The 18,483-nt window shown below is 50.9% G+C and carries 20 protein-coding genes, 1 tRNA gene and 1 pseudogene; 9 read left to right on the top strand and 13 right to left on the bottom strand.

From position 1 onward, the window contains the following. Positions 1-314: 314 nt before the first annotated feature. From BD_RS05560 to BD_RS05550, 3 genes are all read left to right on the top strand, one after another. A complete protein-coding gene (locus tag BD_RS05560) occupies positions 315-1,112 on the top strand; it encodes a hypothetical protein (protein WP_011163727.1) in 798 nt (265 codons plus the stop codon). 171 nt (positions 1,113-1,283) lie between these two features. Further along, entirely contained in the window at positions 1,284-2,042 is a 759-nt protein-coding gene (locus tag BD_RS05555; protein WP_011163726.1) for a TIGR02147 family protein, read from the top strand. Then, positions 2,039-2,644 carry a hypothetical protein gene (locus BD_RS05550; protein WP_011163725.1) on the top strand — a complete coding sequence of 202 codons (606 nt, stop codon included), beginning with the start codon at positions 2,039-2,041 and terminating at the stop codon, positions 2,642-2,644. The genes BD_RS05555 and BD_RS05550 overlap by 4 nt, the downstream gene beginning before the upstream one ends. Here the strand turns inward: BD_RS05550 and BD_RS05545 are convergent. Beyond that, positions 2,641-3,318, bottom strand: coding sequence for a hypothetical protein (locus BD_RS05545; protein ID WP_050792901.1), 678 nt, complete (start codon positions 3,316-3,318; stop codon positions 2,641-2,643). The two genes, BD_RS05550 and BD_RS05545, sit on opposite strands and share 4 nt — an antisense overlap. Before the next feature lie 176 nt (positions 3,319-3,494). Between BD_RS05545 and BD_RS05540 the strand changes: the two genes are divergently transcribed. The 3 genes from BD_RS05540 to BD_RS05530 all read left to right on the top strand — a co-directional run bounded on the left by BD_RS05540 (position 3,495) and on the right by BD_RS05530 (position 4,979). Next, entirely contained in the window at positions 3,495-3,848 is a 354-nt protein-coding gene (locus BD_RS05540; RefSeq protein ID WP_011163723.1) for a hypothetical protein, read from the top strand. Positions 3,849-3,962: 114 nt separating this feature from the next. Continuing rightward, complete coding sequence (locus BD_RS05535; protein ID WP_011163722.1) at positions 3,963-4,514, top strand: hypothetical protein; 552 nt, start codon at positions 3,963-3,965, stop codon at positions 4,512-4,514. Between the two features lie 15 nt (positions 4,515-4,529). Continuing rightward, complete coding sequence (locus BD_RS05530) at positions 4,530-4,979, top strand: YaiI/YqxD family protein (protein ID WP_011163721.1); 450 nt, start codon at positions 4,530-4,532, stop codon at positions 4,977-4,979. Here the strand turns inward: BD_RS05530 and BD_RS05525 are convergent. From BD_RS05525 to BD_RS05500, 6 genes are all read right to left on the bottom strand, one after another. After that, positions 4,976-5,569 (bottom strand): YdeI/OmpD-associated family protein, encoded by a 594-nt coding sequence (locus tag BD_RS05525; RefSeq protein ID WP_011163720.1) that lies wholly within the window; start codon positions 5,567-5,569, stop codon positions 4,976-4,978. The genes BD_RS05530 and BD_RS05525 overlap by 4 nt on opposite strands. A gap of 139 nt (positions 5,570-5,708) precedes the next feature. Further along, a tRNA-Arg gene (locus BD_RS05520) sits at positions 5,709-5,784 on the bottom strand. 69 nt (positions 5,785-5,853) lie between these two features. Further along, a complete protein-coding gene (locus BD_RS05515) occupies positions 5,854-7,968 on the bottom strand; it encodes a thiamine pyrophosphate-dependent enzyme (protein ID WP_011163719.1) in 2,115 nt (704 codons plus the stop codon). A gap of 89 nt (positions 7,969-8,057) precedes the next feature. Next, positions 8,058-8,705, bottom strand: coding sequence for a TPM domain-containing protein (locus tag BD_RS05510; protein ID WP_011163718.1), 648 nt, complete (start codon positions 8,703-8,705; stop codon positions 8,058-8,060). 272 nt (positions 8,706-8,977) lie between these two features. After that, entirely contained in the window at positions 8,978-9,733 is a 756-nt protein-coding gene (locus tag BD_RS05505; RefSeq protein ID WP_011163717.1) for a TPM domain-containing protein, read from the bottom strand. Positions 9,734-9,746: 13 nt separating this feature from the next. Beyond that, the gene (locus BD_RS05500; RefSeq protein WP_011163716.1) at positions 9,747-10,337 is read right to left on the bottom strand and encodes a LemA family protein; all 591 of its coding nucleotides are present in this window, start codon (positions 10,335-10,337) and stop codon (positions 9,747-9,749) included. 195 nt (positions 10,338-10,532) lie between these two features. Between BD_RS05500 and BD_RS05495 the strand changes: the two genes are divergently transcribed. Then, the gene (locus BD_RS05495; RefSeq protein ID WP_011163715.1) at positions 10,533-12,098 is read left to right on the top strand and encodes a pseudouridine synthase; all 1,566 of its coding nucleotides are present in this window, start codon (positions 10,533-10,535) and stop codon (positions 12,096-12,098) included. Here the strand turns inward: BD_RS05495 and BD_RS05490 are convergent. Genes BD_RS05490 through BD_RS05475 form a run of 4 tightly spaced genes read right to left on the bottom strand, consistent with a single transcriptional unit; the run spans position 12,095 to position 15,413 of the window. Next, positions 12,095-12,529 (bottom strand): hypothetical protein, encoded by a 435-nt coding sequence (locus tag BD_RS05490; RefSeq protein ID WP_011163714.1) that lies wholly within the window; start codon positions 12,527-12,529, stop codon positions 12,095-12,097. The two genes, BD_RS05495 and BD_RS05490, sit on opposite strands and share 4 nt — an antisense overlap. Next, positions 12,526-13,407: a phosphatase domain-containing protein gene (locus BD_RS05485; protein WP_011163713.1), complete on the bottom strand. Its 882-nt coding sequence runs from the start codon at positions 13,405-13,407 to the stop codon at positions 12,526-12,528. The genes BD_RS05490 and BD_RS05485 overlap by 4 nt, the downstream gene beginning before the upstream one ends. A gap of 60 nt (positions 13,408-13,467) precedes the next feature. After that, positions 13,468-14,184 (bottom strand): TrmH family RNA methyltransferase, encoded by a 717-nt coding sequence (locus BD_RS05480; RefSeq protein WP_011163712.1) that lies wholly within the window; start codon positions 14,182-14,184, stop codon positions 13,468-13,470. A gap of 20 nt (positions 14,185-14,204) precedes the next feature. Beyond that, a complete protein-coding gene (locus BD_RS05475) occupies positions 14,205-15,413 on the bottom strand; it encodes an acyl-CoA dehydrogenase family protein (RefSeq protein WP_038451159.1) in 1,209 nt (402 codons plus the stop codon). Positions 15,414-15,594: 181 nt separating this feature from the next. Here BD_RS05475 and BD_RS18490 point away from each other — a divergent pair. Continuing rightward, positions 15,595-15,855 (top strand): annotated as a pseudogene (locus tag BD_RS18490) (molybdopterin-binding protein); the annotation flags it as partial. Between the two features lie 89 nt (positions 15,856-15,944). Next, positions 15,945-16,694, top strand: a complete 750-nt coding sequence (locus tag BD_RS05465) for a competence/damage-inducible protein A (RefSeq protein WP_011163710.1) — start codon at positions 15,945-15,947, stop codon at positions 16,692-16,694. On the opposite strand, the gene BD_RS05460 is transcribed toward BD_RS05465, so the two are convergent. Next, positions 16,695-17,060 (bottom strand): hypothetical protein, encoded by a 366-nt coding sequence (locus BD_RS05460; RefSeq protein WP_011163709.1) that lies wholly within the window; start codon positions 17,058-17,060, stop codon positions 16,695-16,697. It lies immediately after the preceding gene. Between the two features lie 194 nt (positions 17,061-17,254). Beyond that, entirely contained in the window at positions 17,255-18,451 is a 1,197-nt protein-coding gene (locus BD_RS05455; protein WP_011163708.1) for a S1 RNA-binding domain-containing protein, read from the bottom strand. Between the last annotated feature and the right edge of the window lie 32 nt (positions 18,452-18,483).

Here is an 18,483-nt window from a genome sequence, read left to right as displayed (position 1 = left end):
AGGATTCTATCACCTTTTAAGGCAAATAAACCCCTGAAATGACCACGGTCAAATTCCAGAAACACTGAATCGCTTATCCGGGCAAAATGGTCAATAAATTGTGTTCAATCCTATTGGATTTTCAAAGGATTTTGCCCTGTCTCGAACTGGGATGTTCCCCAAAAAGTCCTGTTTTCAGCCTCTATGGGAACATTTAGTCATTTTTTCAGTATAGAAGGTCCAGCCAAGAGCCGATGACTCTAGGGAAGGCTATAAATGGGGAACGCCCCGCAATGACGCCTCAAGTCTAATCGGTATTTATAGGGGGAGACGAAATGACGGTCCTTTCATCATGCATCAGCACCTTGCTTGTGGCTGCGATCCTGTACGGCTCCCCGGCTCTGGCCAGCGGCACTGAAGCCGGTCACTGCACCGACTGCTTTGTCGAAACACCCAACGGCCTCAGAATGAAAGACAATCTCACCTTCGTGGCTTCAGTCATTGACGATATCAATGACAAATACAAATGGGGACCGGCCTGTAGCAACTACGCCACGGGCACCAAAATCGGTGAATGGGGCCATGCCATCCGCAAGGAATATATGGCCGGCAACTTCTCCCACTTGGCAGAAGGCTCTCCGGATATCTATCAGCTATGCCCGACCTATAAAATCATGAAGCCCACCGACAAGGCCAACTTCTGGGTTCTGGTCTTTAATGCCATGACCCACTACGAAAGCACCTGCAACCCGAAAGCCACAGCAAAAGGGCCCAACGGCAGTCTGTATGGCCTGATGCAGTTGCATGTGGGGCGCGAACAGGTCTATGCAAAGTCCTGCGAGAAGGGCGACAGTAAAACACCGGTGAACACTTTCGCCTGCACCCTGGACATGTTGAATGGTCAGTTACGCCGGGACAATGCTCTGTTCAGTCGTAAATCCTACTGGGATGTTCTGCGCCCGCAGGCAGCCAGTGGAAAAGCCAAAAAGATCTCAAGATCCATCAGCGCTTACGTTCCCTGCCACGATGAAAAACGTCTGAACGTGAAGCAGGCAGAATTCTTCGACAACGAGGAAGTCTGGAAAGCTCTGCAAGTCAGCGACAGCCCGGAAAACGGCGCCTGGGACGGATAGTCGTCTTCAAGTCAGGTAAATCCTACAAAACCGGCTACCACAGCCGGTTTTGTCGTTTTGGTGTTCGCCATGAAATTTCGAACAGTTCGTCCTTCAAAAAGGCTTAAACTCGGGAAAACCTCGCAATTGACATATACATGTCCAATTTGAGTTGGTAAGTGTTTTTGCCAAATGAAGACGTTGAATAAGTTTTTCCATGTAAAGTTTGAAGAAAGACGTGCGGCAAATCCGCGATTCTCACTGCGTGCTTTGGCTCAGCGGGTGGAGATCTCTCCGGGTCACTTGTCCGAGATTTTCAACAACAAGCGCCCGGTGTCTTCGGCTAACTTCAACAAGCTGGTGGCAGGTTTGCGCCTGACGGAAGAAGACCAACAGAAGGCCCAGTCCCTGTATGACTCCGAGAAAAAACGCAAAAAAGCCACCCACTCTATAGAACGCGTTCTGAGCAAATCAGAATTCTCCGAAGTTTCCAGTGTGGATTTTTTCCTGGTGCTGGCGGCAATGGATTTGCACACAGAAGAATGGGATGTGGAGCTGATTTCATCTGAAACCGGAGTTCCTTCCGAACGCACGCAAACTGTCATGAACAAGCTTTTGCAACTGGGACTGGTTGAAATGAACAGCCCCACCACTTATGTGAAAACCGTGCGCAGCCTGGCTTCTGAAAGCGACATCCCGAACTTTGACGTGCAAAAATTGCACAAAGAGGCCCTGAAGCGCTCGACTGACATTTTCCCGCAGGTTCCCACTGAAAAAAGGGAAATGGTTTACCTGACAATGGCTGTAAATCCGAAAAATTTGGACCGGGCAAAAAAAGAACTCGAAAAGGCCTGGAAAAAGGTTTACGGAAAGCTGACTCAGGGTGAATGCACTGAAATTTACACGCTGGGCATGCAACTGCTGCCCGCCGTGCCAAAGGAGACCGAATGAAACATCTGCTTGCTCTTATCGTTTTATTGGCCGCGCCCAGCGCATTTGCTCAATATGTTGTTCGCAACGGCGGCTACGTCGTCAGCTGCCTGAACCAACCCACCGTCGCATTGGAAATGGCGGAAGCCAAGGAAGAAGGGATCAACGTTCAGTACTCCCCGGCCCGTTCCTACCAGGCCAAAGTGTCTGACTTGATCGCGCGCATCCGTCCGGTGAATTCCCAGAAAGCCTTGAAATACACGCAGTGGCTGAAGCAGTGGCCTCAACAAATCCGCTGGAAGGCCTCTTTTGCTTTGGAAGGCCCCAACGACCAGGGTGATATGGAACTGGGTCGTGGCTGCCGACTGAAGATTGCCATTGTTCAGACCAATGAAAGTCGTTTTGGCATTCAGGAGTATGACATTGATTCATTGGTATGGAGCTCTTTGGATGAAAATCAAAAGGCTGCGCTGGTGATTCATGAATTCATCTATCGCGACGTTCTGGAGGAAAATCCCGAATCCAATTCCTTTGAGGTTCGTTTCATCAACAAATCCCTGCACGACCTGGATTCCCAGCTCCGTGACCGTCGCAAGTTCACAGAGCTGATGCATTCCTTCTAACGGCAGGCAGAGGACACCAGACGCTGAAAGTCGGTGTCCTTTCTGAACTTAAAGATCACGTCGCCGTCACTCATGTAATTGAAAATATCCAGATTGCGCAGAGAACAGTTTCTTTGCGCTCCGGTCAGAACCGAATTCCCGCTGCGGATCATCGCCGGATCCTGATTCAGCGCAAAGCCCACATCCAGAATCTGCCCCTGATAACCCACGATGGATACGCCGCCTTTATTATTGGTGGCGACTTTATCAACCACCACTTTCGCAGCCCCCGAAATGGACTTCAGAACAGCTTTATTAACATCAAAGACGAACTTGTCTCCGGTGACGTGCTCGATGATCAGCTCGTCTTTTTCCGGCACCCACTGATGGCTGATCACAGTCTGCTTTCTTGGGAACAGGAAAAAGTCACGGGCTCCGAACTGCCCATCGGTACCATAAGCGTTAAAGACCATGAACATGCCATCTTCGGTCAGCACATAGTCGCGATAGATCATGTCCTTGTAGGCATCCGTGGGAGAAACAGACAACATGCAGATGCCCGCCTGCTCAAGCCAGATGCGCTGAAGCTGCACGCCCCCTTGGGTTTCGGTCAGGGTCTTGCAGCGATCCGGTGCCGGGGCTGCCTGTGCCAGCCAGACAAAAAGAAACGCGGTGATGAACAGAACGCTCTTCATGGGAACCTCCTTGGGGTGACCTTCAGATTACAAATCCCCTCGAAGCGGTCAACGAGCCCACGACCAGAACCTGTTTCATCAATAAAGTGTGAACAGATTCATCCACCTGTTCCCGCCAAAAGTTTGACTGAAAATCCGGGCACAGGCCCAATGAATTGTCACCTTAGGAGGATCTTATGAAGTGCCTGAAAACGCTGGTGTTCTTTGTCTTGCTTTCCCCCCTGGCAGTTAGCGCGCAGGTTGAATCGCGCATGGATTTTGGGATGCTGATGGTGGGTGCCGAACGCTCGAAGGACATGCTTTTGACTAATTACAATGCCACCGCACTTCGTGACATTTCACATACAATTTCTGGGGGCGGCTTCACCGTCGCAAGCGACTGCCCCGAACAATTGCGCTCCGAGCTTTCCTGCCGCTATCGCCTGACCCTGACTTGCCATCGCGAAGGCTATCAGGAAGGAATGTTTGAAATCTTCACCTCTGATAAGAATTACCGGGTGCATCTGTCCGGATACTGCAATCCCCTTTGACCCTTAGATTAGTTTTTATACATTTATAGTATATTAACTATATTTTTATATATTTAACAAATATCAGGGCAGGCTCTATAAGCAGGTTCATAAACCTTTCTTTGGAGCCCAAAAGTGAAAACGCTTATGTTTACCCTGACCCTTCTTCTGTCTGCTTCCAGTTTTGCCAAAAGCGACTATAACTCCCGCACCATCGAACAAGCTGTGGCACAACTAAGCCAGATCGCCCAAGAGACCCGCGTGACTCAGGTCCAACCTTCCACGGACGTCAAAGGCATGGTTCGCGAATTTGCACTCGCAGCGGGCGAAGTCGAGTCTGCAGAGGAATTTGAAGCCAGTTGGCAGGGAGACAATGCGGCGGCCTGGCAGGGCGATTCCACCAACTGGGGCAGTTCAGACCTGAAAGGGGCCTCCGAATACGTCCTCAGTGTTTTGGAACAAAACCTTGAATACAGCGAACAGACCACGGAAGACAAAGTGGCTTTCTCTGAAGCTTATCTGAAAGCTCAAAATGCCTTTTCTCTTCTTCGCCACATCAAAACTGTGAAATACGGAGTCGGCCCGGTCGGCGCTGTTCAGTGCGGCTTCCAATTCGCGGCTTTGCTGGTGATTGATAGTGAAACCGGCAAGGTGTACACTATCATCATGGAAGGTTCAGGCTGCTAAGGCCAGAAAGGCTTTATGCTGATTATCTTTATCGATGCGGACGGCTGCCCCGTCAAAGACGAGATCTATAAGGTCGCCGAACGCTATCAGCTGAAAGTCTTTGTGGTTGCGAACAAGTACATCAACATCCCCGCCAACGAGCGAGTGGAAATGGTGGTGGCGTCTTCCGGTTTCGATGCCGCCGATGACTGGATTGTCGAGCAGGCAGGGCCTGGCGACATCGTGGTGACTGCGGATATTCTGTTGGCCGAGCGCTGCGTGAAACGCCAAGTCCGTGCGCTGGGTCCCAAGGGTGTCGAATTCACTGAAGACAGCATTGGATCAGCGGTGGCGACGCGCGAGCTGATGCAGAATCTTCGTCATATGGGCGAAATGCGCGGCGGTCCCGCACCGATGGATAAAAAAGACCGCTCCCGCTTTTTGGGGAAACTGGATGAAATCATCCAGTCCCTGAAACGACGCTAGGGCCTGTCGTTCAATCCCAACCCCTGCAAGATGCGCGGAATGCATTTTTCCACTCTGGAAACCCGGGTGGCCGCTTGTTTGGCTGAAGTGATATGCATCAGATACAGGCGCTGACGGCCCGGAGTCAGCTTTCCAAAAGCGGCTTTCAGTTTCTTGTTTTTATCCAGGGCCTGTTTCAATTCTGCAGGCAAGGCTGGCATCTTTGCCGGTTTCTTTTGGGTTTTCACTTCGGCTTCAGAAATCTTGACGGCTTCTTTGATGTAAGCGCGAATTGCCGCCTTCACTTTCGTGATGTCAGCGACACTGGTGAATTCAAAGCGTTTTGCCGACTGAGAGTTTGCACCCGGTGACTTCAGCAGTTTTTTTGAATCTTTAAGTTCACTCCCCTGAAAGAACATCAATGCGCAGGAGTTCTTAAAGTTCTGGATGATGGCGATGTTTTTATCTTCATGCAGATAACAAGGCAGACTCCATTTAAAGTCTTCGCTCAAACCACTGTCCAATGCAATCTGCCGCAGCAGCTGAACTTCCTCTTTCCACTTCTTCTCTGACTGAATGAAAGCATCCACTTTGGCATTTTTGCCACTCATGACAACACCCCTTGCTCTAAAAGGATGCAACGAAGCCCAGGCAAAATCAATTCCACTCTATCCGCCAAGAAAGGTGCAGTCGGCAGTTGTGCCCGCGCCAGGTCCGAAACAGTATTAAAAGGGAAAAAGAAAAAAAGGATGGTGCAGTCGGCAGGACTCGAACCTGCAACCCCTTGGTTCGAAGCCAAGTGCTCTATCCATTGAACTACGACTGCATAGAGGGCCTCAGACTATCAATGAAGCCCTGCGGAACGCAAGGTTTGGGCCAGCGCAACGTGGCGTCATTACTCTTCAAGCCAGACGGTCGAACTATAAAGATTTCGAGGATCTGCCACTTTGGCCCCGGTATCCGGATCCAGCACCAGAGTGCCCTCGGTGTAGCTGACCCCATTGTACGTGTTGAAATGGGCCATCACGATGACCTTGCCGGACACTTCTCGCATGGCCCGGGAGGCCCAGACGGCGATATTCGGCGCCCAAGCGGTCACTGAACCATTTGAAAGATTGAAAGCCGCCAGACGCGAGCGGGCTTCACCACCCACATCCGTAAATTGCCCGAATAGATAAACTTTTTCATCGATGACAGCCACGCCATTGACCCAACTGTCGACTGTTGGTGTTCCACCAAGCAGACTCCCCGTATTCAGATCCACCTTTGCCAGATTTTCGACAGCCTGACCATCCACCGTTGAAAAACCGCCACCGAACACCAGGGCAGATCCTTCAATATCGAATCCAAACACCCGACCGTCCACCTGAGTTGTCCAAGGCACACCTGTCGCATCGACGAAGCTGAGTTTTGCAAGATAAGCCGCTCCCATTCCATCGCTGCCAATACTGGTAAATTCACCCGCAATCAGCAGACTTCCCTGCACGCTTCGCATATCATAGATTTCGTCATTGGCATCCGCATCCCAGGAGGTGACCTCCCCGTCGGTGTCCAGCTCTACCAGATAACGTTTGCCCGAAGGTGTTACGCCAATGTTGGTGAACCTGCCACCGACAAAAATCCTTCCCTCATGGACAACCACGGACTTGACATAGTCATTGGGCGAAGGAGCCCAGGGCATCACTTCTCCGTCAGGATCATACATGACCAGATATCTGGTTTCGGGAAGCCCCAGTGTTTTGGACTTATGCACATACAGCAACTCTTCACCTTCATTGAGAGCCCCCAAATAAGTGCCTTCGCCCACCGGACTGGCCACTGCAGGAACGTACTGAGTTCCGTTCGATTTATTCCAGTACCCCACAGTTCCATTTGTGAACGACAAGATATGGCTGTCAGTGACTTTTAACTGTGACACCCAACCTTCCGGTTCATAGGTGGTCGCCCAGCCTGTGTCCAGTGTTGGAGTTGCGCCGCTAAAATCGAACTTGGCTATGTTTCGAGTGGGATGACCATTGACGGCATCAAACATTCCGGCAATCCAAAGCTCATCGCCCTTCAGCTCATAGTCCGAGAAGCCTCCCCAAGCCGGCACCGCCGTCAGTCCCGCGACAAACCCCGTGTTGGCACCGTTGGTGGAGTTCAGCATCACAAGTCCTCCACCATCCACAAGCACCAGGGTTCCGTTATGCCATTTCATTTTTCCGGATTGAGAACTTAACCCCGTGGCGGCAAAAGAAGTGTCGGCATTATTATCAGTCAAATTGATCTTGGCTACACCTTCGGAAACATGAAGATTGGCGCCAACAGTTCCAAAAGCCCCTGCGATAAATATGGATCCAGAAGCAATCTCGATTGAACGAATGTGCAAGTCCCCGAAACTGTCCGTGGTCAGCGGTGGCGCCCAAGGCAACAAATCCCCCGTGGCGATATCAAAGGCGGCAAGAGCGGTCCGGCTCAGCGAAGGGCTGCCCGCTGCCGTAAAATCTCCTCCCACATAAAGAACTCCATCATGAACCTTCAGAGCACTCACCCCTGCAGCAAGAGCTCCACGGGAAAGTTGGGGATTCCAATCCGAAAGTGTCCCGTCCGGTTTGATATGAATCAAGGCTTGAGATCCATTCTTGGCCTCAAAGTACCCCCCGACATAATAACCTCCAGCCCCATCCGCCTCAATGACATGAGCTTCTCCGACGGCGGCGTCGGAAGGTCCGATGGACTCAACTGCACCCGTGACTGGATTGTATTTTAAGAAAGGACTGCTGCAGGGGCCGATGCGAGTAAAGTCACCGGCCAAGATCGTTTCACCCGACGGCATCTCCGCTTGAGAAAACACGGGTCCATTCGCACAAATTTTCTGAGATATTTGAGGGGCATCAACAACACCCTCCCCACCGTCGGGACGCAACAGTGAAGGCAGCATTTGCCCAGCGATGTTGGCCTCCAGGGTGCAACCCACGGAAATCAACGCGAAACCAGATAATAGAACGTTCAAAACAAGGACTCGCATACAGTACTTTTCGGAATGCGAGTTCTCAAATATGAATTACACCGACAAGGATTGCAGGGACTTAATTGCCCTGCCCCAGATCAGGACACTTAGACATCCTTGACGATGAGATGATTTTTAAGCTCATTGCCTTTACCAGAAATGACCGGGAAATGAGTCTGCAGGTCCTTGCCACAAGCCTCAATTGCCGCCACAAAGCCATCCGCCCACTTGCCCTCATGCAGATGTTTACCCAGCATGCCCAAGATCTCATCCCAGTGTTCTTTGGGCAGTTTTTTTGAGATCCCCTCATCCGCCAGAACGACAGCTTTCTTTTCCATCACAGAGACAAAGATCAAAACCCCGGTCCCGCCTTCGGTGCGATGAATGCGGTTCAGATAGAATTCCAGATGCGCACGACGGTGAACCGAATCCAGTTCGTCCTTTTCAGGAACAAACACTTTCTGAATCCACTTGGACTTGGCCAACACTTGCGAAAGACCAAAGAAGATCACAACAATCACCGGCCACAGATAAACCCAAGGAGTCACCCACAACCAGTCACTGAACGGAAACTCAACAATGACCAAAAACAGAGTCAAAAGCAAAGTCAGCGTCAAAGGCACATGCCCCACGGCGGAAGAACGACGAACAATTACAGGAACAATCTCTCCCGAAGTGGTTTCTTCCACCTTGGAAATAGAAGCCTCAATCCGCGCAAGATCCGCTTCAGAAAGATATTTATTAATCCAAGCCATAAATTTCCCTCAAAAAATCAATTACCGCTGCCAAACACCAGCCAAAACGACTTCAACACACCCAAGGCTAGGCATTAAGCAAAAAGGCGAATCCTAGGTTGTCAGCCAGGCCTCGTCTGCGACTTGGGGAAAGGCTCTTTGCCTTACTCGCAAGTTCCGCAAGCGAACACCAAAAACCCAGCGGCAGCCACCACAGAAAACCAAGAGCGAGGACTGTCCGAAGCGGGTAAGGCAAAGAGCCTTTCCCCAAGACGCAGCCCCGAGAGCTTGGTTTACCAACTGCCGGATGAGCCCCCGCCGCTGAAGCCGCCGCCACCACCGGACCAGCCGCCTCCGCCACCCCCGCCGGAAGACCATCCCCCACCACCACCGTAGCCACCGCCCCAGCCGCCACCACGAAGATGACGTCCACGACCGCCACCAAAGCGACCCAGGATAGAAATAATGATGAAGAGAATGATGATCACACCAATAGGAATATCGCCGCCGGAACCATCACGGTCACTTTTTGCAGGAACACCTTCCTGCAGTCCGTTTTGTTCTGCGAACTCTTTATCCGCCAGACGTAAGATCTCGTGTGTCCCCAGCACGATCCCGGCAGAAAATTGACGGGCGCGGAACAACGGCACCACCTGATCACGAATGATCCGGCTGGCGATCACATCGGGAATAGCGCCTTCAAGACCCTGCCCGACTTCAATACGCAGTTTGCGATCATTGGCCGCAATCAGGAACAAAACCCCGTTGTCTTTTTTCTCGTCCCCGAGCTTCCACTTGTCAGTGACAGCAATGGACGCCATCTCGATGGGCATGCCATCCAAGGTAGGAACGATCAAAACTTGAACTTGAGCGACCCCGCGTTTGTTGAAGTCATAAAGAAGCTGCATCAGCTCTTGACGGTCGTTGCGGGAAAGATAACCGACCTCGTCCATCACAGGACCGGTCAGCGTGGGAACCTTAAACTCAGCCCGGGCGGAAACACCCAGGGCCAAGAAGAAAGCGAAAAAAGAATATGCTAAGAAACGCATGTTCCCTGACAAACTAGAACTTCACTTCCGGTGCTTTTTCAGCAGAAGCTTTTTCTTCCGGAGTCATGTCCCATTGAGGCATTTTTTCGAAGTGATACATGATCGCATTTGTCCAGCTTGTCGGCGGAACGCTGACTTGGTTGTTAAATGCATTGATAGTCTCGATGTATCTTTGACGAGCAATTGTGATGCGGTTTTCGGTGCCTTCCAGCTGAGCCTGAAGATCACGGAAGTTCTGATCCGCTTTCAACTGAGGATACTGCTCTGACACCACCATCAAACGACCCAAAGCTTGAGACAAACCACTTTGCGCCTGCTGGAATTTCGCCAGTTGCTCGGGAGTCACTTTGGAAGGATCAATCTGCATAGCGGTCGCTTTGGCACGAGCCTCTGTCACCGCCGTCAAAGTAGCTTCTTCATGCTTCGCATAACCCTTAACAACATTCACAAGATTCGGAATCAAATCAGCCCGACGTTTGTATTGATTGTTCACCTCAGCCAAAGCAGCCTCAGTAGCATTCTTAGCTTGAGGAAGAGATTGAATCCCACAACCTGCCAAAAATGGCATCAACATCAAAGCAAGAACTAGAATACGGTTTTTCATAAAAACAAGGCCTCCGTTAGATTCGTTAGAACTTATAGCTGGACATCGACGCGAGTTCCGCAGTGAGGCAAAACAGCCTCTGCGGAGCCACCGCCAAAAAAACACGAACGAGGACTGTCTGAGCGGCGAGGTCCAGCTATAAGTTCTAACGAATCTCCCAGTGACCCACAATAAAAACCGAATTATAGTAGTCGGATGACACGGATAATTAAGCTTCAACACACCGAAATAGCGGGCTGCATCTTCGTTGACAAGATCGCAGGTCTGAACACCCATACGCCCGAGTATGGTCAGCGCGGCTGTGTCGAAATTTATGAAGAAGAACTGGATCGTAAGCTCTACACCGTGCATCGTCTGGACAAAGCCACTTCCGGCGCTTTGGTCTTTGCCACCAGCTCTGAAATTGCCGCCCAGCTGACTCAAGCCTTTGAGCAGCACAAGGTCGAAAAGAAATACCTTTTCCTGACCGACAAAAAAATCGCCCGCACTGAGTTCACCTATGAATCCTTCATCCAGAAGGAAAAAAATGTCTTCGTCAGCCGCGACACCCAGGAGCCCAATTCCAAAACCAGTTTCAAATGGGTGAAAGCTTTGGGTCCTTACCAGTTGTGGGAAGCCGTGCCCCACACGGGTAAACCGCACCAGATCCGTCTGCATGCTGAAGCCAACGGCATCGCCGTTCTGGGTGACAGTGATCACAATGGGACCAACCACTTCCGTCTGTGCCTGCACTCGCAGGTGTTGGGCTTTGAGTTGAATGGCCAAAAAGTCCGTTATGAAACTCCTCTGCCAGGCTGGGCCGAAGACGACTTCACGGCCGATCCGGAAGAACAAATCCTGACAGAAGCCTTTCAGCGCCGCGAACGCATGTACAAGTTTTCAACTTTGACTGATGAGTGTCTGCGCCTTGCCCATCGCGAGCTGGACACTTACCGCATCGATCAATATGGCGAATATCTGTGGGTTTACTGGTACAAGGAATCCGATCCAACGGTTCAGGATTTGTTGCGCTTTGAAAAAATCGCAAAGAAGTATCACAAAAAGATTCTTGTCCGAAAGATGCTGAATCGCGGGGAAGACCCGAACGCCGAAGTGCTTTGGCATATCGGCAACACCGCTTCACGCTGGCAGGCCAAGGAAAACGGCGTGATCTATGATCTGCGCAGCGACACCGGCCTGTCCCCGGGACTGTTCCTGGATCAGCGTGAAAACCGCCTGTGGGTCAAGAATCACGCTGAAGGCCGCAGTGTTTTGAATTTGTTCTCTTACACCAGCGGATTCAGTGTGGTGTCAGCTTTGGCTGGCGCCCGTGAAGTCTGCACCGTGGACGTGTCCCAGAACTTTATCGAATGGAGCAAACACAACTTCACCATCAATGGCCTTGATCCTGAAGCCGAGAATCACGAATTCTGGGTGCAGGATTGCATCCTGTTCCTGAAGGGCACCATCCGTCGCAAGAGAAAATTTGGTATGATCGTCTGTGATCCGCCCTCTTTCGGCAGATCCAAAAACGGGGTCTTCTCCATCAGCAAGAACTTTGATGAGCTTCTGATCAACTGCATGTACTGCCTGCAAAAAGACGGTCTGCTGTTGTTCTGCACCAATTACGAGAAATGGACGACAGGGGATCTGCACCTGCGCCTGAACAAACTGAAAAAAGATTTTTCATTCAAGATTCTGCCGGCTCCGGCACAAGGGCTGGACTTTGAGCTCCCGGATCAGGAGCCCCTGATGAAGTCCATCATCTTAAGAAAAAACTAAGGATAAAACTCGTAGCGAAGCTGAATGCGTTCTTCCCCTTGCAGGCCCATTTTAGAGCCGCTGGCATAGGGAGGAATTCCGCGTGCGGTTTTCTTCTTTTTAGCCGGGTGGAATTTGTCATTCACGAAACAATCAAAGCGCTTGTCTTTGCAAAGAGTGTTGAATTCCTTTTTGTTCCCTTTGTGCACATAAAGCTCCACCGCCTTGGTCATACGATCCAACAGCGCCAGTTCCTGCGGGTCCACCACAATTCCGGAATTGCGGGCCATTTCCGCCGGGCTTGCGTCAGCCTTGGGGGCTTTGTCTGACTTGGACGACTTTGCTGCGGTCTTCTTTTCAGCCGGCAGATCATCAAAATCCAGGTCTTTGGTTTTCTTGGTCGCACAGGCTGATAACACCAGAGCCACAGCCACAATCATCAAATACTTCATCTTAACACCCACTCACCCCAAAGCATGCCCTCTCCATTTGGATGGGCTTTGGCATAATTATAGAACTCAGTAACGAATGCCGCACGCTCTTTCTGATAAGGATACTTCCAGTCCTTTTCATCGGCTGGCACCGTCAGCACGTCATAGTCATTACTCAGCTCGGTATTGCGTTTGATGATTTCCTCAAACGAATCAGTCTTCGCATTTTTCAGCATGTCGTACAAAACCATGAATGTCGTCGTACGGCCCTTGCCGGCACGACAGTGAAAATGCACCCAGGCATTTTCTGGAAGCGCACGCACGCTTTCAATAAAACGATCCACTTCAGAATCCACCGGACGCACATGATCGGTCACCGTCAGACGCACATACTGGTGTCCTCCGGTGCGGATCATGCTTTCTTCAGTTTCGATGCTTTGAATGGCGGTGGTGCCAATCTTATCCCCGACACGCAGATCGCCCAACAAACGGCGTTCGCGGCGAACGGCCTCTTCATGATTTAGATCGGCATTGGCCCAGTCGCGGTCCGCGTACCAGGTCACCGGGATGTCATTGATCAGACCGTGGGATTCCTGGCGCAGGTCAAAGACGTACAGAGAGGCCTTGTTCTTTTTAACGGGCTTAGCGACTTCTTTCAGCGCCTTCGGGCTGAAGGTGGCACTGCCGGACATGCGCAAAGAATCGCTCTTGCGATAATTCATGGGCTTTGGCGCTGCATGGTCTTTATCAAACACCAGCTCTACCGGAGTTGTCGGCTGAGGCCTTGTCATAAAAAAAGGAATTTTGGTGCTGACTGGTTTATCCGGAGTGAGGCTTACGGATTTTTGCGCACAGGCAGCGACCGCAAACAGAACGGGAAGCAAAAGCAGTTTCTTCATCGGGGTCCCCTTTCTTTCCAATAAGGTTATTGGAAATTAAAGGGCGACACAAGTTTGAAGTCAGGATTTAAGAGTGCCCCGGGAAAACATCTCTTCCAGATACTGGGCTGCGCTGTCCTGGGTTCTCATGTAATAGTGAGCCCGCAAGATCCCCTGCTCTTCTTCCGTCAGGGACGCGTTGGTTCCACGGCGTTTCAAGCGGTCCTGGGAAATATGATAAAGCCCCAGAGCCCCGGCCACGGAAATATTGAAGCTTTGCACAAAGCCCGTCATGGGAATGATGATCGTTTGATCTGCGGCCGCAATCATTTCAGGGGTCACACCGTCACGCTCGTTACCAAGCACCAGGGCTGTCTTACCGCTGAAATCAATCTCATGCAGAGGTTTGGCGTTCGCATCCAAATGAGTCACATAGATTTTGTAACCCTGATTTTTCAAAGCCTTCACACAGTCCGCAGTCTTTTTCCATTTTTTAACTTCGACCCATTTGTCAGCCCCTTGGGTGACCCGGTTGGCTTCTTTGAATTTTTCCTGGGTTTCAATGACGTGGAAATTGCCAAAGCCAAGACCCTCGGCAGATCTCATCACGGCGGAGATATTGCCACGGTCATAGATGCCCTCAAGCACCACGGCCGTGTCAAAATTGCGAAGCGCCACCACTTTTTCGATCTTCTGGCGGCGTTCATCAGTCAGCAGGGGCCCGATCTTCTCCAGCACCAGCTGGTAGTTCACGCGAAGATTGGCATTGATTTCAAGTTCGGGCCCATATGGGAACATTCTGACCTCTGTAGACTGGACTATTTGTAAAGAGCTTCCGGATTTTTTGCCAGGTCGCGAGTGATGTTCTTCTGGTGGGCCTCCAAAGTACCGCCACCGATCTCAAGCAACTTCGCGTCTCTCCAAAGTCTTTCCACCACGTATTCGCCCACGTAGCCGTAACCACCCAGAACCTGAATCGCACGGTCTGCCACGTTTTTCGCCATCGTGGTTGCCACAAGTTTCACACCGTCAGAATCCAGACGGTTGCCTTCTTTGTTCAAATCCATACGGCGAGCTGTTTCGTAAACATACGCACGAGCCGCTTTGTATTCAGCATAGGAATCCGCGATATAACGCTGCATCTGACCGAAGTGATTCAAGGATTTGCCGAAAGCCTCACGCTCGGTCGCGTAACGGTTCATGATTTCAATAGAACGACGGGCAATACCCAAACTCATCGCAGCCAGTGTCAGGCGCTCGATTTCAAGATTGCGCATCATGTGCAACATGGAGTCACCTTCGTGGCCGATCAGTGCACTTGCCGGAACGTGACAGTCCTGGAACACAAGTTCTGCGGTGTTGGAACCACGCATGCCCAGCTTGTCTTTGATCTTCTGACCGACAGCGAAACCTTTGTGATCTTTTTCAACCAGGAAAGTGGAGATCAAAGCACGCCCGTGTTTTTCACCAGTGCGGGCATAGACCAGAACCAGGTCACAAGGAGTGTTGTTTTCATCGATGGTACCGTTGGTGATCCACATCTTACGGCCGTTGATGATGTATTCATCACCTTTTTTTACTGCGGTCGTCTGCATGCCCAGAACGTCGGTTCCGATAGCAGGCTCTGACATCGCCATGGAGCCCACCCACTCACCAGAGCAAAGCTTTGGTAAAATACGGTGGCGCTGTTCATCACTGCCGTTCACAGCAATGTTGTTCACGCAAAGCATGGAGTGCGCCAGATACGCCAGGCAGAAACCCGGATCCGCGGCAGAAAACTCTTCATGAACGATGGTCGCCGCTGTGGCATCCATCCCTGCACCGCCGAACTGCTCAGGAACGGTGATTCCCAACAGACCCAACTCACCCACTTTACGGAACAACTCCAGATTGAACTTTTCACTGCGATCATGTTCGTGCGCTTGCGGCTCGATTTCAGCCTCAGTGAAAGACTTCAAAGTTTCACGCAACATTGCGTGTTCAGGGGTTGGATTGTACAGATCGAATTCTTTCCAATTGAAAGACATATTAGGACTCCTTAAAGGTGCAGTACAGTCTGGTGAATCTATGTAGTGACTGCCTTCGGGGCAAGGTTTTGACCACAATAATGCGTCGCATCTGTGCCATTTAACAAGGGGCCCGGCATTGGTTCTGGACGCAAATCCGGGGGTGGAATACCTTAAATTTCTTCGAGGGAGACCGCAGAATATGAAAGCCGCTGTATTGGGCATTGGAACCGAGCTGACCGACGGTCAGATAGTAAACAAAAATGCCTCCTGGATTTCCAAAAAACTCAAAGATCTGGGAATGACCACCAAGGCACACCTGGTGGTTCCGGATGAACGCCCCCTGATGCTGGAGGGGATCGAGTTTTGCGCCGCCAAAGCCGATTTGATTTTTATCACCGGGGGCCTGGGCCCGACCTCGGATGACTTCACCCGGGATGTGGTGGCGGACTGGGCCGGCAAAAAACTGACGTTCGATGAAAAAAGCTGGCAACACGTCAACGACCGCCTGACGTCACGCGGATACGTGGTGAAAGAGATTCAGCGCCAACAGTGCTTTTTCCGGAAGGTGCCACCATCCTGGCAAATGCCGAAGGCACCGCCAACGGCTTTTCTCTTGAAGCACACGGGAAAAAAGTTTTTGTCCTGCCCGGACCTCCCCGCGAGATCGAGGCCGTTTGGGGTGCAAACATCAAAGAGTGGCTGCAAAGCGAAGCCCGCAAACTGGATCCTTACCTGACCCGAAAATGGGACACTCTTGGCGTGGGCGAATCCGATGTGGCCTTGATCGTGGAAGAAGCTCTGAAAGGCATCCACGTGGATATTGGGTACCGTGTGCATCTTCCCTATGTGGAGGTGAAAGCCTCTTACTATCGCAGTGAAGAAGCCGGTCTGGAACCCGCCTTTGCCCGTCTGACCGAAGCCCTGCAGTTTTGCACCCTGGCCCGCGACGGCGAAGACGCCGCGGAAATCTTTGCCGAAAAGCTAAAGCAGGTTCACTCACTTTGTGTGATTGATGAAGTCACCGGACAGTTTTTGATGAACCGCCTGATGCCGGTGCTGCGTGGATTTATGACGGATCAAATGTGGAGTTTTTCAAAGTCCCGCGAGGTGAAAAGCCCTGCCGGGCTGCACTTGCATATTTTCCCCAAGGATGAACACAGCTGCGAAGTCAGTCTGGAATACAAGGGCCGCAAGGTGAAGGACTTTATCACCAGCCCTTACAAGTCGGCGAATATGAAAGAGCGCCGTCATCAGTACTTTGCCGAGATGGCGCTGATTTTCTGGCTTCGCAATCTGTGATCAGCCGGCTTTTTTAAAGCCGGAGAAGATCTTGCTGAAGAAGCTTTTTTTTGTCCAGTCTTCAGGGGCCTGCACCAGACGGCGATAGTTCTGATCGGCATAACGAAGATGATCATACACCATCGCGCAGGCGTCCTGGATGGAGTTGTATTCTTTCGGTGTGATGGAGTTGCGATAGAAGTCCCCGGCAATATCAATACTGCCGTTGGAGTTCAAACACACCTCAATCACCCCAAAGTCGAAGTACTTGCGCTGTTCCAGCGGACGCAGCTTCAGGCCTTCAAATTTGAAGTTCTGAAACAACCACCGTTCGGCGGCATATTCCTGAATTTTTGTCTCAATATAAGACACGACATTGCTGTTCATGATTCCTTGACCCCGATAGACGTTCAAATGGGTTCGCTTCTGACACACTTATCGGCTCGTGGAACAGTTTTATTGAGGATTAACCGGAAAAATGATGAAAAACTGTTTTCCAAACTAAAGTAGCCACAAAAAAAAGCCCCTTGGGTTTAGACCCAAAGGGCTTTTGACAACTTCAGAATATCAAAATGAAACAACTAGTTCTTCTTGATGTTAAGGCCCTTCAAAGCCTCTGCCATCGCCCCCAACCCGGAAGAGGTTGTGGAGTGGGATTTCCAGCTGTGATCTTCAGCTTCACCAGGCAAAGCCAAAGAAATCTTCTTTTCTTCAAACATGATCTGATCCACCTGAACAGTCACATCGTCCCCGCGCTTTTTGTTTTCGTATTGAGCGGCATCCACGGAATCACGCCATTTAGAGCGAGGCAAAAGACCCGTCACACCCGGAGCGATGTTTACGAACAGACCGTATGTTTCTTTCTTTTCCACTTTCCCCTGCACCACGGTGCCCACTGGGAATTTCTGCGGAACTGTCATCCAAGGATTGCCAGCGCCGTCAGCCTGTTTCAGGGACAAAGAAATTTTCAGACGTCCGTCGACTTCTTCCATTTTGATCAGTTTCACTGTCACTGGCTGACCGGCCATCACCACTTCTTTAGGGTCATGAACGCGGGACCAGGAAAGTTCAGAAACGTGGATCAGACCTTCGATGCCTGCTTCCAGCTCCACGAACGCACCGAATTTTTCCAGACGAACGATCTTGCCTTCCAGCAAAGCGCCCGGCTGATGTTTCAGCATGAACGTACCTTCGTTTTCAGCTTTTTGCAGATCCAGAACCTTGCGGCGGGAGACAACGATGTTGCGCCCTTTTGGATCCAGCTGAGTGATCATGAAGTCGAATTTTTTACCAACGTATTCATTGGCATCCTGAACAAAGCGGCTGTCGATCTGGCTGATTGGGCAGAACGCCGTTTTACCCTGGATGCTCACGCGGAAACCGCCATTGCAGGTTTCAGTCACACGGCCTTCCACCGGAAGTTCCATGTCGAAAGCGTCTTCCAAAGAATCTGTGGAAGCATTCATCGAGCCTTTTTTCGCCAGACGAACTTCGCCACCTTTGATGGAAGTCACAACGCAGTCGATGTAATCGCCGACTTTGTATTTTACTTCTTTGTTTTCATCCAAAAGATCCTTGGTCAGGATCATGCCGTCTGTCGGAGTGCCCGTGGCCACAAAGGCCTCTTCTTTACCGATGGAAAGGATCTCGCCATGAACCTGATCGCCCACGGAAAGTTTGGTCTTCATCCCTTTTTCAGATTGAGCAAAAAGTTCTTCGAAACTTGCGAAGTCTTTTGTCTCGTTAATATCATCACCAAAAATATCTTTTTTAGACATAAAGCAGTCCTTAGTTAAAGAGAACAGAGAGG

This window comes from Bdellovibrio bacteriovorus HD100 (genome assembly GCF_000196175.1).
GTDB lineage: Bacteria > Bdellovibrionota > Bdellovibrionia > Bdellovibrionales > Bdellovibrionaceae > Bdellovibrio > Bdellovibrio bacteriovorus.
The sequence above is the reverse complement of the archived record's forward strand: the minus strand, read 5'-3'. Positions and strand labels throughout refer to the sequence as shown.